6 protein-coding genes are annotated in these 13959 nt (G+C 66.9%); 2 read left to right on the top strand and 4 right to left on the bottom strand.

Annotated features, from left to right (window positions below; all coding sequences use genetic code 11):
- Positions 1-53: 53 nt before the first annotated feature.
- Together E6C64_RS09130 and E6C64_RS09125 are read right to left on the bottom strand one after the other, a co-directional pair.
- The gene (locus E6C64_RS09130; protein WP_136427147.1) at positions 54-500 is read right to left on the bottom strand and encodes an FAD synthase family protein; all 447 of its coding nucleotides are present in this window, start codon (positions 498-500) and stop codon (positions 54-56) included.
- A 319-nt stretch (positions 501-819) separates the two neighbouring features.
- Positions 820-6915, bottom strand: a complete 6096-nt coding sequence (locus E6C64_RS09125) for a PKD domain-containing protein (protein ID WP_136427146.1) — start codon at positions 6913-6915, stop codon at positions 820-822.
- Positions 6916-7129: 214 nt separating this feature from the next.
- Here E6C64_RS09125 and E6C64_RS09120 point away from each other — a divergent pair, with 214 nt between their 5' ends.
- On the top strand, positions 7130-7903 hold the full coding sequence (locus E6C64_RS09120) for an SGNH/GDSL hydrolase family protein (protein ID WP_136427145.1): 774 nt from the start codon (positions 7130-7132) through the stop codon (positions 7901-7903).
- Between the two features lie 249 nt (positions 7904-8152).
- On the opposite strand, the gene E6C64_RS09115 is transcribed toward E6C64_RS09120, so the two are convergent.
- A complete protein-coding gene (locus E6C64_RS09115; protein ID WP_136427144.1) occupies positions 8153-9568 on the bottom strand; it encodes an O-antigen ligase family protein in 1416 nt (471 codons plus the stop codon).
- A gap of 145 nt (positions 9569-9713) precedes the next feature.
- Entirely contained in the window at positions 9714-11681 is a 1968-nt protein-coding gene (locus E6C64_RS09110) for a hypothetical protein (protein ID WP_136427143.1), read from the bottom strand.
- A 216-nt stretch (positions 11682-11897) separates the two neighbouring features.
- Between E6C64_RS09110 and E6C64_RS09105 the strand changes: the two genes are divergently transcribed.
- The gene (locus E6C64_RS09105) at positions 11898-13880 is read left to right on the top strand and encodes a hypothetical protein (RefSeq protein ID WP_136427142.1); all 1983 of its coding nucleotides are present in this window, start codon (positions 11898-11900) and stop codon (positions 13878-13880) included.
- The last annotated feature ends 79 nt before the right edge of the window (positions 13881-13959 follow it).

The following is a 13959-nucleotide window of genomic DNA, read 5'->3' as shown; positions in this document are numbered from 1 at the left end:
GGGAGGGCCGCTGTGGTGGAGCAGGTGTTCGGTGGAGCAGGTGAAGCGGTGATTCAGGCTTGGGCGAGGCCGCGGTCGGCGTTCTCGGTGATGGCGGCGAGTGCCCGGCGGAGCTGCGTGCTCGAGGTGGACATCGTGTACGGGAAGTAGACGACCTCGACTCCGACCTCGGCGAACTCGCGCTCGAGCTTCAGGCCCTTGTCTGTGCCGCGCCAGTCGTCGCCCTTGAAGAAGATGTCGAACCCGACGTCGCGCCACGTGTCCAGCTTGTTCGGGACGACCTCGGCGCGGGCCTCGTCGACGTAGGAGATGTGCGAGACGATCTCGAGGCGCTCGGAGAGCGGGATGACCGGGACGATGCCCTTGGTCTCGAGGAGCATCTCGTCCGAGACTACGCCGGCGACGAGGTAGTCGCAGGCGCTCTTGGCGTGCTTGAGGATGTTGAGGTGACCTACGTGGAAGAGGTCGAAGGCGCCAGCGGCGTAGCCGATTCGGGGCATCGGAGGGATACAGCTTTCGGGTAATGCTGCGTCGTCAGTTCTCTGTCGGGGTGGACAGCGCCGGGTAAGCGAGTGACGTCTGGTTCTCGTGGGGTAGCAGCGGGTAACAGCTGAGAACCAGGGTTCCAAACTATCGAACGGTGGGGGTGGAGTCACGACACCAAAGAGGGGGGCGTCGTTTCGTTCCCGTTAATTCTTCCTGTGCAACGCTCAACTTATTGAGCACCTGATCAGGGTTTCCGATGGTGGCCTCAATTGAGGCGAGCGCGGCGGATGGATCCGCCGCGCTCGCCGTGTGGTGCGCCATGCGCACTGAGGATTACTGGACCGGCGTGACGGTGAAGTCGTCGAAGCGGACGGCGCTCGGCAGCGAGCTGAGGCCCGATGCGAAGTAGCCGCCCAGGCCCACGGAGCCGGCCAGCTGCAGGCCGTCGGTGCCGTCGGTTGCCGAGAGCTGCCAGGCGGTCGGCTCGGTGGTGCCGGCCTTCCAGATCTTTGCATTGAGCGTCGTCGGACTGGTGCCGGTGACCTGCAGGCGGATGATGAGCTGGTCGCCCGCCGCGTAGGTCATGCCCGGGACCACGATCGAGGAGAACGTGGTCCCCGCGCGCTGCAGCTGCAGGGTGATGGATCCGGTCGCCGAGACGACTGCCCGGGCCCGGTAGTCGACCGTGCCGACGCGTCGGCCGATGACCGAGGCGTAGACGCTGCCGCCGACGGGAACCCCACTCAGCGAGACGGTGACACGGGTATCGGTCGATGCCGCGGAGACACCGGACAGATAGGCCTCGGCCTGCTTGGCGGCTGCCGTCGTTGTGATGGCCGCTGTGCTGCCGTCGGTCGAGAAGTAGGAGCTCGATCCGCTGAGGCTCCACGCCCCACCGGTTCCGGCTGTGCCCCAGGCGTTCGCGGTGGTGCGGCCGAAGTCGTCGGCTGCGATCGCCGTGGCGGGGGTCGTCGGAGTGGTGGGAGGTGTGACAGGAGCCGTCACGGTGACCGACCCGGTCGACGTGGCCGTCGCGCCGCTGTTGTCGGCGACGGTGAGCTCGATGCCGTACGTACCTGCGGCCGCGAAGGTGTGATTGGCCGTCGCACCGGTGGCCGAGCCTCCGTCGCTGAAGCTCCAGCTGTACGACGCAATGGTGCCGTCGGAGTCAGTGGACGAGGTGCCATCGACAGCGGCCGTGAGGTCGACGCTCGACGCGGTGAAGGCTGCCGTGGGCGCCGCATTGGTCGGCGTGGTCGGCGGCACCGGGGTGGTGGTAACGGTGGTCGAGGTCGCGATCAGGTCGTCGAAGCTCGTCGTCACCGCCGCCGTGGCACCCGCGCCGAGGTAGCTCGCGAGGCCGATGCCGCCGGCGGCCTGCATGCCGGCAGTGCTGTCGGTCCGTGTGAGTGCCCATGCGGTCGGCTCGGCGCTGCCGACCTTCCACGCCTTGGCCTGGATGGTGGTCGGCGAGGTGCCGACGACCTGTACGCGGATGCGCAGTGAGTCGCCGTTGGCGAAGGTCAGGCCGGGGACGACCGTCGAGGCGATGGACACCCCTCCGCGCATCAGCTGCATGGTGACGGCGCCCGAGGTTCCGATGACGACCCGAGCCCGGTAGTCGTCCGTTCCGACACGGCGGCCAAGCACCGAGATGTAGTGCGAAGCGCCGGAGATCGTGCTTGGAGTGGCAGTCACCTGGACATCGGTGTCGGTCGAGCTGACCGATCCGAGGACGGCGGTGATGGTCGATCCTGCAGAGGAGGTCGCCTTTCCGGTGCCGTTCGAGACCGCGAGCCGACTGGCGGTGCCCACCGTGGTCCAGACGCCGCCGATGTCAGCCGTCCCGAAGCTGTTCGCCGAGGTGCGTCCGAAGGCGTCCTGGGCGAGGGGAGCCGACGTGACGGGCGGGGCCGTCACGGTGACGCGCTGGGACGTCGTGCTCGTGGCGCCCTTGTCATCGGTCACCATCAGAGACACCGTGTAGGTGCCACTCGCCGGATAGGTGTGATTGGGGACTGCGGCCGTCGATGTGTTCGACGTGGTGTCCCCGAACGTCCAGGCGTAGCTGGCGATGCTTCCATCCGAGTCGGTCGAGCTCGATCCGTCGAAAGCCGCTGCCAGCCCGGTCGAGGAGGACGTGAACGACGCCGTCGGGGCCTGGTTGGCCGGAGCGACGGTCACCGGGTGGCTGACCGTGCTGGTCGCCCCCTGATCGTCCGTCACCGTGAGCGTCACGGTGTAGGTGCCGGCACCGGTGAAGGTGTGGCTGGGTGCCGCGACCATGGAGCTGTTGGAGGCCGAGGTGGGGTCTCCGAACGTCCAGGCGTAGCTCGCGATGCTGCCGTCGGAGTCGACCGAAGTCGAGCTGTCGAAGGTCGCTGCGAGTCCGGTGGATGCAGAGGTGAACGCCGCCGTCGGTACCTGGTTGGAGGCGACCGGCGCGGAGCCGAGGCTGTAGTGGTTGCTCACGGTCGACGGGCTGAGCACGGTGTCGTAGACCGCGACCTCGTCGATGTCTCCGCGGAACCATGGGCCCGAGCCGCCCCACGTGCTGTCGCCGCCGATGCGCCAGTATCCGACGTAGCCCTGCGAGTCGCCGTTGCTGTTCGATCCGACGAGAGCGCCATCGACGAACAGCCGGAGGCCTGCGGCGGACTGCTCGGCGACCACGTGGTGCCAGACGTCGTCGTTGTACGACGCGGTCGAGCTCACGGTGTTGGTGCTGCCGACCCAGGTGCCGAAGGTCAGGCGTCCGTCGTTCTCGAAGTAGATGTGACGGTCGTAGTTGCCCGAGGTGCCGGTCTGGCTGTTGCCGAGGCCGATGAGCTTGCCGCCGGTGACCTGCTGGTCGGCCTTGAACCACAGCTCGAGCGAGTAGGTCGTCGGGTTGCTGGTCGGGTTGTTGGCCGAGACGAGTCCGCCGTTGCCGTCGAAGTGTGCTGCGGTGTCGGTGGTGGTCGGGATGGCCCCGGTCACCGGCTTGGTCACACCGTCACGGTAGGTGCCGGTGTTTCCGTTGCCGCTCGCATCCGTCGCCGTGGAGCTGGTGTCGCTGAGGCGCCAGTAGAGCACAGGGTTGGCTCCGACCACGGCCGTGCCGTAGGCGTCGCTCGGGGTTGAGCCGTTCGCGACGACGACGTCGTGCGAGACGGCAGCGGTGGTTCCGCGATTGTCGGTGACCGTGAGCGTCACGGTCTTGGTGCCCGCGGTGGCGTAGCTGTGCTGGGCAGTGGCACCGGTCGCGGTCGCGCCGTCGCCGAAGTTCCAGCTGTAGGCCGCGATGGCGCCGTCGGGGTCGACGGAGGCGCTGGCGTCGACGGTGACCGAGCGGTCGGTGGTCGTCGAGGTGAACGCGGCGGTCGGGGCGGTGTTCGCCGGGAGTGCCGCGTTGAAGTGACTCGCGATTGCGGAAGCCGAGAGTGCGGCGGGGTAGACAGCGACCTCGTCGATCGAGCCCCGCAGGTAGGAGCTCGAGGCTCCGCCCCACGTGGTGTCTCCGCCGACTCGCCAGTAGTTCGTCGAGTTCTCGGCGCCGGTGTTGCCGTTCGTGCCCACGAGCACACCGTCGACGTAGAGCTTCATGCCGTCGGACGACTGCGTGGCTACCACGTAGTGCCATGCGCCGTCGTTGTAGCCGCCGTTCTGCGAGGTGGCCCGGTTCTCCTGGCCGGTCCAGGTGCCGAAGACGACCTGGCCGTTGTCCTGCAGGAATACGTCGCGGTCGTGGCTGCCGGAGTTGCCGTTCTGGTTGCCGGCGAAGCCGATGATCTTGCCGCCGGAGGTGGAGTCCGACTTGAACCACGACTCGAGGGTGTAGTTGGTCGGGTTGCCGAAGCGGGCGACGCTGGCGATGGTGTCGTCGTTGCCATCGAAGCTCGCTGCGGTGTTGGCGGTGCCGGTCACGGCGCCCGTGGTGCCGAGCGTGACGCCGTTCTCATAGATCCCTGCGTTGCCGTTGCCGCTCGAATCGGCGACGGTGTCGCCGGTCGATTCGCCGAGGCGCCAGTAGAGCGTCGGCTCGTCGTTGTAGACGGCGCTGCCGTAGGCGTCGGTGGGTGCGGGCACGGTGCTGAGGGCGCGACCGGACAGCGTGTAGTGGGTGCGGACCTGGTCGCGAGTGAGCGCGGTGCCGTAGATCGAGACGTCGTCGATGTTTCCGTCGAAGTACTTGTCGCCGCCCCATGTGGAGTCGCCGCCGATGCGCCAGTAGCCCGAGTAGGTCTGTCCGGCGGTGACATCGGTGCGCGAGGCGACCTTGATGCCGTCGACGAACAGCTGCATGCCGGCAGCGCCGAGGCTCGCGGTCACCTGGTGCCACTGGCCGTCATTCAGTCCGGCCTTGCTGCTCACTGTGGAGGTGTTGCCGTTGTAGACGCCGAAGCTCACCGCTCCGTTGCCGTCCATGTAGACGTGGCGGTCGTAGTTGCTGGAGTCGCCGCTCTTCGCATTGCCGAATCCGACGATCTTTCCCCCCGAGGTGCTCGTGGTCTTGAACCACGCCTCGATCGAGAAGGTGTTCGGACCGGCCTGGATGGTGTTGCTCGTGATGACGCCGGTGCCGTCGCCCGAGAAGAGAGCGGAGCTGTTGGTGTCGTCAGCGATCGCGCCGGTCTGGGCGAACGAGACGCCCGTGCCGGCGGCCGCGATGTCGGAACCCGCCCAGTCGGCGACCGTGGTCGAGCCGGCCGCGTCGCCGAGGCGCCAGAAGTTCTTCGCGCCGTCGTCGAGGACGGACTGTGCGTAGCCGCTGGGGGTGGCGGCCGAGACGGTCACCGAGACCGAGTTGCCCAGCACGGTGTTGCCGTACGGGTCGGTTGCCCGGATGCGGTAGGTGTGGGTGCTTCCGGGGACGAGGCCGGTGTCGACCACGGTCGTGGTTGGCCGGTCGAACCAGATGCGCGATCCGACCACGCCGCTCCAGATCGGCGTCGTGTTGGAGCCGTCACGGTAGAGCGTGTAGGTCAGGTACTGGTTGTCGCGGTCGTAGTTGGCGGGCCAGCTGACGCGGACCTGGCCGGAGGAGAAGGAGTTGAGGGTCGGCAGGAACTTCGAGCTGCTGACGCGCGGTCCGTCGAGGTTGGGCGCGATGGTCTTGTTCGCGAAGCGGACCAGGCCCTGCTGACGCACGCCGTTGACGGTGGTGAACTCGCCGCCGTAGACGACGTAGTTCGCGTTGGCTGCGACGCTCCACGGTCCCTGGTTCTGCCCGGTCACGGTGCCGGTGTTGAAGTCGGGGTACCAGTTGAGCAGGGTGGGGTGTTCGACGTCGGTCCAGCTCGGGTAGCCGTAGGGGTCGGCCAGGTTGCGCTCGCCGCTGCTGGTCTTGGACCAGGCCATGGCGCGCTGGAAGGTCCACGGGTCGGTCTGCGGGTGTCCGCCGGAGTTGCCGCAGTAGTGGGGGTGGCCAGCGATGTACACGGCGTCCGTCGAGGTGGCGACCGAGTAGGTGTCGCCGTGGCAGTCCTCTTCCCAGACGAGGGAGCCGTTGCTCCATTCGGCGCGGAAGGTCCCCTCGGTGTTGCCGCCGCCGCCGAAGTGGTAGCCGGTGCCGTAGAAGCTGGTGCCGTCGGAGGTGAGGCTGTAGATGGCGGCGTCGGCGCCGCCGTTCTTCACGCGCTGTGAGGCGGGGAAGGACAGCGAAGCTCCTGTGGCGGCATCGACCATGCCGAGGCCGTAGCCGCTGTCTCCGCCGGTGTTCGGGCTGCCTGCACCGTTGACGGTGGTGAACGAGCCGCCGAGGACGATCTTGGTGAAGTCGGCATTGGCGACGATGGCGTTGACCCGGCCGCCGTCAGCGGAGGCCGAGAAGGGAAGGATCGACGCGTCCGTGGCAGTCACCGCGGCGGCATGCAGCCGGGCCGTGCTCTTCATCGAGGTGAAGTTTCCGCCCATCCAGACCGTGCTGTTGCTGGCGACGATCCCGTACACGGCGCCGTTGCTGTTCGGGTTCCAGGTGGTCAGAGCACCACTGGCGACGTCGATCGACGCCGCACGATTGCGGGCGGCGCCGCCGATGCTGGTGAACTGACCGCCGATGTAGAGGCGCGTGCCGTCGGGGGAGGCCGCGAGGGAGCGGACGATTCCGTTGGGGTTCGGCGCGAACGAGCTGATCAGCTCACCCGTCGTGAGGTTGTAGGCGAGCAGGTTGGCGCGGGCGACGGTGCCCACGCCTGACGCTGCGCCGGCCGGCTGCGCGGTGGAGAAGCTGCCGCCTGCATAGACGGTATTGCCCACGATCACCTGCGTGTAGACCACGCCGTTGATCTGCACGGTGGGCAGCGCGTCAGACGACACGGTCTGAGTCACCCCGGCGGCGGGGGAGGTGTCGGCGTAGGCCGGGGCGGTGACGAGCACCGTACCCGCCACGACGGCGACGGCAGTGACAGTGGCAAGCGCGCGCAGGGACGCACGGAAGGAGTAGGGCACGGGTAAGCCTCTTGTTCGGGTCAGGCGAGCGGTCTGGGTAACCGCGAAGTCGGGTAACTACGCCTGTACGGCTCAGAGTACGGTTCCTGCCTGAATGCTTCACGCCCCTTTCCGGGTGCCCCCACTTCGGGGTCGGCCGGGTCGCGAGAAATTCGAGGTCCGCTGACTCCAGCGGTGGTGGCGAATTGCAGTCGCGGCGCGTAGGATCCGCCGCATGCGAGACCCGAATCGCAGCTGGACCCGAAACCCCTGGTGGCACGACGACTTCGGTGGCGCGCCCCGCTGGTTCCTCATCGCCGTGATCGCTGTCATCGTCATCGGCGCGCCGGTGACGATCGTCCTCGGCAGTCGCTCGGCACCGCCGTCAAAAGCCGGGGCAGAGGGCGCCAGCCTCGCCGTGGCGCCTCGGCCGGTGATCGCTGTCATAGGGGACTCCTTCACCTCGGGCCCACTCGACGGCGCTTCGACTGATGCGACCTGGCCCGAGCTGCTCGCCACCTCGGTGGACGCTGACTTCCAGGTGCTCGCGACCGATGGGAGCGGATACGTCACCTACAACCCGAAGGCGTCGCGCGACACGTTCTCCACTCACGCCGGCGAGGTGCGCAAAGACGCGGATCTCGTCGTCTTCTTCGGCAGCCGCAGTGACGTCAATCAGGGGACGAACGTCTTCGACGCTGCTCTCATCGCGCTCGCCGTCGCCGCAAGGCAGGTCCCGGATGCACAGGTCCTGGTGGTCGGACCGGCCTGGGCGGATATTGCGCCGCCGATCAAGATCCTCGAAGACCGCGACGCGCTCAGCCGAGCGGCGGAGGAGGCGTCCGTGCGGTTCGTCGATCCGATCGCGGAGGGCTGGTTGGTCGACGGTGAGGCACTGACGACAGATGACGGCCTCTATGCGACGGAAGAGGGCCAGAAGTACATCGCCACCAAGATGTCCGCCTTGATCGCTTCGGCCCTCGATGACATCGGGTTGTCAACCGGCTGATCAGCCCCGCCGGCCTCCCCCTTGCGTTCAATGGCTGGCTGAGGTGGGACGCGAGGCCCGCCACGATGCCCGCAGCTCGCCGATTATGGGAATCAGCCAGGAGATGCTGGTCCACCATTGTCCGCGTCCCCCATCGGGGGGACAATCGGGGTACGCCGCGCGTCCGGGTAAGCCGCGCGACGAGGCCGCCGGGCGATACCGGGTATCTCGCCCGACGGCCCTTATCTTATAAGCCCACTCTCCTGCGGGTCAGCGCGATTCGTCGAGCCGCACGGCGGCGTCATCCGGCCTCGCCCGTGACTGTGCCAAAGGGGCAGCCGATGCGAGGACCAGTACTCCGAGCAGTGCCCAGTTCCCCTCGTACAGCAGCCGCGATTCGGCTAGCGCCTGAGTGAGCAGCGCGGTGAGCAGCAGAGCGGGCAGCAGCACGCCCACTGTCGAGGCCGACGCGTCAGCGGATCCCAATTCCCCGCGGCCGATCCGGGTAGCGATGGCGATGATGAGCCCGATGAACAGGATCAGCCCGACCACCCCCAGCTGGAACGCCACGTCGAGGAAGGCGTTGTGCGCCTGCAGGTATACGACCCCACGGCGTTCTGCGAGGTGATCGAAGGGCGCGATCCACGGCAGCCAATAGCCGATCCACCCCCAGCCGACGACAGGGCGTTGCAGGAATAGGGTGCCGACGGTCGACCAGATGTCGAAGCGCCCAGTGAGGTCGTCGCTCTTGCCCATGATTGCCAGCAGCGAGCGGTACTGGATGAGCGCGACGACGACACCGACCAGGAGCAGGGCGATGACCCCACTCCCCACACGACGTCGGACCGCGCGAGACGCTCGTGCTCCTCGTCGAAGCAGTACGCCGAGGGCGAGCACCAGGACCGTCGTCACGGTTGCCGCGATGACGGTCGATGATCGAGTCAGCACGAGCTCGAGCGTCGCAAGGGCAAGGCCGGAGATAGCGAGCCAGCGGGGGAGTGCGCCAGCGGCGAGCAGGCATCCGCAGAGGATCAGCGCTAGCAGCGCGATGAAGCCCAGGAGGTTGGCGTTGCCGACGATGCCTTGAATACGGCCACCCTCGAACAAGAGCGCCCGGCTCCAATAGAAGGCGTCGGGGATCTTCTGCCCGGGCACGACGTCGATGGGGAACACGGGCAGGATCGGCCGGCGGGCGACTGCGGCGACGATGATCTCGAACAGCAGCGACAACGCCAGGATCACCGTGAGCGCAACGGCCAGAGCCCGCGCGATCTCGATCCAGCCCAAGCTGCGCACGAGAGTCACCGCAACGAACGTCACCACCAGCAGCGCGGCGATGCCCGTCAGCGTTCCGAGCGGATACGCCGACCACGCCAGCGACACGATCGCCCACACGATGTACGCGCCGAGCAGCACGACGGCCGCCGGCCACAGCCTCCCGAATGCCGCGCCTTTTCGTTGGTCGAGTAGCCCGCGAAGCGGGCGTATCGAGGCCCTCGATTGGTCACCCTCGACCTGCCGCCCCGCTCGCACCCCCTGCGCGAACACCACCACGCAGCCTACGAACATGACCGCAATCCACCCGGCGTACCCGTACCAGCTGAAGGTGTTGCGGATCGCTTCACCGGCGAACAGCGTGAAGAACGCGAGGATCGCGTAGGCATACGCCGCAGTTCGAGTGGCCACGGCACCACCGTATTAGGCGGGCGGCCAAGCATCGCACGCCTCGCGCATCGACCTGACCGCGGGAGGCGCCCCAATCAGCGGACCGCCGGAGATAGGAATAACCGGTTGCCTCACAGATCCAGAAGATCTAAGCGACGAATCCGCTCTAGCGATAGACCACCGTCACGCCCACCAGCTCCGGATTGCGGCCTTCCGGCCCTACCGCGACCTGAAGCAGCCCGCCCGACCCGAGCGCGATGAACATGAACGGCCACGCGACGTCCTCCGACTCCGAGTCGGGTGATCCCCACAGCACATCGGTGTATTCGCCGCCCGGCTCGGCACAGCCGCCGAGCCAGCTGGAGTACCCCGTTGGCGGTGTCGGCCCTGCACCGGTCGAGCGCGAGCAGACCCGGCCGTCTTCGAGCTCGACGCCCAGCGGGTCGGCGTCGGAAACATCCACTCCGTCGTGAGCGACGAAGTCTCCGCTCACTCGCTCCCAGTCGGTGGTGCCGTCTCCGCACAGCGCTTCGTTGGGGGAGTTGGGGGAGTCGGGGTCGATGAAGCACGGGTCGAGCACGGCATCCTCGCCGAAGCACCGGTACGCGTCGGCTCTCCCACTGATGGCCGAGGTGTCGCAGGAGAAGTTGCCGCTCATGGAGATGGCACCCTCGATGATCGATTCATCGCTCCACGGCATCAGATCGACGACCTTGGTGGAGCCGACACCCTTCACCACCGGCGGCGTGCCGACTTCGATGGTCACGCGGCGAGTGTCGTCTGCCGCGCTCTGCTCGAACGCGAAGTCGTACTCGTTGATGACCGCGGGGAGGATGGCGAGCACGATCGAGATCCGGCCGAGGATCTTGCCGGCGAGCGCGCCCGCCTCCTTCGGAGTCTTGCCGAGCTCGAGAAGTCCGACCGCGAGCTGCTTGGCGAACGCCTCATCGTTGGCGCTGATGCACTCCAGCACCGCCCGAGCGATGTCTCCGGCGTCGTCCATGTCGTAGATCGACGACGCACATGACGCAACGGCGAGCACCGCGCCGAGAGTGCCCTCCGCCTGACTGACTCCGTACCTGGTCGCAGTCGAGGCGAGGGTGGATGCCACGAACTGCAGGACGGTGGGCGGAGTCAACTCCACGACGTAGCCTTCATAGCCGCTGCCGAACGCAGCGCGTTCGAACGTGTAGTCGACCTCGGCTCCGGGGCCCACCAGATCGCCGTCGGCTGTCAGGTCGGCGATCGACTGACCGATCGAACTATCAGTGGCACCGATCGCCGTGAGCGCCTGACCGATGAGGTCGTCGTAGGTGTCATTGTCCGCTGCGACGGTGTCGAGGTAGGACTTGGCGGTGAATCCGAAGCCGCGGTTGACGCGGGCCTTTACCAGAAGCTGGTCGTCGTCACTGGGGTCTGCCCCGGCGCAGAACAGCACGGAATCGTCCGAGCCCTGGCCCGGCACGGCGATGTTGTCGACCCAGTCGGGCTCCAGTCCTGCGCACGACGGCGCATCGACACGGGCGGTCAGCAGCGAGCCGACCCCGTAGTGCAGGGTGGTGGCACCCTTCTCGAACTCGGACTGGAAGATGGGCACGACCGAGCTCGCCGCCCCTGCGAGTGCAGTGCCGGCAGCCACCACCGATTGCCCAGCCCGCGTCGCCGCGTCGGCGACGGAGCCGACGCCGGCCTTGGTGCCGCTGACGATGTCGTCCCACAGCGAGAGGTGGTGGACAGTGGCGGTCAACATGCGCCGGTCTGCACTGAGTGCGGAGGGGACCGCCGTCCATGATTCGGTGTTCTCGTCGAAGTACATGAACGAGGCCGCCACCTCGTCGGGCAGTGCTTCCGCATAGCTGCGGGTGAGACGCAGCCCATCGGATGGGATGGCGTCGGGATAGGTGATCTCGACTGGGGTTCCCACGAGTGAGTCGGTGTCGGCAAGGATCTTCAATTCCTCGATCGCCTGCTCGGAGACTTCGGGGGCGGCGATAGTCGGTTGGGTGAGACTGTTCGCCGTGGCTCGAAGAGCGCTCGGGCCGGCCGACGACGAAGGCGCGCAGCCGATCACTGAAAGGACGGTCGCCAGGACGGCTATTCCCGCCGTGACACGCGCGATTCGGCGTCGCGTCATCGTCTTCCACCGATCCCCATGAGCGCACTCTATTGAGTTCGTCGCTCCCAGATGGCCCACTCATGAACTGGCCAGCAGCCGTCCCCGCAGAAGGCATGTGCGATGCGGCGCCGCGCCTCGATAGAGTTCGGCGACGCCCCCTCCGGAGGCGGGGTGATCAGGGCGGATCTCCGACGCGAGCCGCGGATGGCTGATTCAAACGCGAGGTGGGGATCCATGTCGAAGGACACCAGCGAGAGCACGACATCGCCGGCGAACACACAGAGGTCGGCCGGCCGATTCGGGGTCCTCCTCGACTCCCGTCGCAGACCTTTTGTGATCGCCGCCGGGGTGGTCGTCCTCGCCCTCGTGGTTTCGGCCATCGTGTTCTTCGCCGTTCAACCGCACTCGAGAACGGAGAGCTTCACCGTCCCGACGTCCGGAGGAGCGTTCGGCTCGGATGCCATCGTGACCGTGCCCTCCGGCGCACTCACGTCGGCGACGAAGCTCGAGATCCTCAGCGGTTCCGACGGCGGCCCGAGTGATGCAACAGCCGCGGCCTACGCGGAGCCCCTCGGTACTTCCTACGAGATCACCTTTACCGCGGTCACAGAGATCGAGGGCGCGACCGTCAGCGTTCCACTCGACCCGTCGGAGCTCCCCGTCGTCGACGGGCGGCAGACCACCACAGAGGGGGCGTTTCTCGCCGTGTACAACGATCAGCTGGACACCTGGATCCCCATACCCACCAGTCACGAGGGTGGCCGTCTGGTGGCCGAGGCTCCGCACTTCTCCTGGTTCCGCAAATACGTGATCAATCCGATCAAGACCGCAGCCAGCGGCGCGGCAGATCTGGCCAATGCCAGCGTCGATGCCATCCCCGGCGGCCGAGCCCTTTTCAGCTCCCTCGCCAAGACGTTCGGCGTCACCGTCGATGAAGCCGACTGCTCCAAGCCCGATCCTGATTGGACCGTCGCGTCGAGTTCGTCGTTCTTTCCCGCATGCATGGTGAAGAGGGACGACGGAGACTACGAGCTGCGGATGAGCAACGAGCTCTTCCTTCGGTACATCGTCGATCCGCCGGAGACCTACGGGATCGGCGCGAACGATTCCGATACGGGCCTCGATGCCGGTTCTGCCATCGCTCGCCTCTGGCAGATCCACAATCACAACACCGTTCTGCCATCACGTGGACAGGGCCAGGTTTCCCTCCCCTCCACCGAGGCTGAGAGGATCGCCAACTTCGGCGAGGACACCGTTCATCTCACTCCGGACATGTTCGGCCTCATCATGGACGCTGGCCTGGTGGCCCTATCGGTGTGGCCAGTCGCGAAGAAGAGCGTTCAGGTGATCTCCAAGACGACGGTGCGAGCGGCCGTCTCAGAGATCGGCGGCATCACCACCCCGGCGCTCTATGTCGAACGGATCAGCGAGACCATCACCAAGGACGTCGTGAGGAACGGCGGAACATTAGCGGGGGCGCAGGCGATAGCGAGCGTCCTCTCGTGTGGCGCTGCCGCCCTTGACGCCCTCAGCCCGCAGAGCGGCGAGGACGTGCTCGACGCAGCCGTGCGCGAAGGCAAGGAGTGCGCCTTGGGCGTGCTGAGGGACAACGTCGAGGGATCGGCGAAAGACCTGCTCTCGCTGTTCACTGTGTTCCCGGACGGTATCCGTGCCTGGCAGGGGCTCGTCACATCCACAGCGGTCTCCGAGTTTGACCGCGATCTGCTCGATGTGAGCATTAGGGTGAGCACGACCGCCACTCCGACCACCCCACCGTTGGGATCAACGGCTTCTCCAGGCACCACTCAAGAGTCACCACCGCCACCCGCGGCCTCCACGCAAGGCGTCACGCCGGCGACCGGCACGAGTGCCTACCAGGGCTTCATTCGTCGCCTGAGCGCGACGAGTCTGACAGTCGACATCTTCAAGGTGGCGGGTGACGTCGATGGGAATGGCAACCACACCTACCGTGTGGACTCGGATGAGGACGGTCCAGTCCTCTACACGATCCCCATCAGTCCGACGGCTCAGTTCGGCTATCGGACGCCCGATGGCGTCGTGTCCGTCGCGTCCCTCCGCGATCTCCCGCGTTCGCCGGTGACCAGTGCCTCGGACGACATCGATCTGCTGAGCGTCATCTATTTCACCGACGGGGTCGTGACCAAGGTGGACGTGGGCACCAGCCTCATCCGGATGATCGTTGAGGGCGACCTCTAGAGCAGGGCTGCCGGGCCACGTTTCGCGTGCCGTTGGTGCGCTCATAGACGCCGACCTTGCGGTCCGCTCAGCTTACGAA

This window comes from Naasia lichenicola (assembly GCF_004801885.1).
GTDB lineage: Bacteria > Actinomycetota > Actinomycetes > Actinomycetales > Microbacteriaceae > Naasia > Naasia lichenicola.
This window is presented reverse-complemented; position numbering and strand designations above follow the sequence as displayed.

Coding starts and splice junctions, on each gene's coding strand:
- E6C64_RS09130 (WP_136427147.1), bottom strand. CDS start 500: ATGCCCCGAATCGGCTACGCCGCTGGCGCCTTCGACCTCTTCCACGTA.
- E6C64_RS09120 (WP_136427145.1), top strand. CDS start 7,130: ATGCGAGACCCGAATCGCAGCTGGACCCGAAACCCCTGGTGGCACGAC.
- E6C64_RS09110 (WP_136427143.1), bottom strand. CDS start 11,681: ATGACGCGACGCCGAATCGCGCGTGTCACGGCGGGAATAGCCGTCCTG.
- E6C64_RS09105 (WP_136427142.1), top strand. CDS start 11,898: ATGTCGAAGGACACCAGCGAGAGCACGACATCGCCGGCGAACACACAG.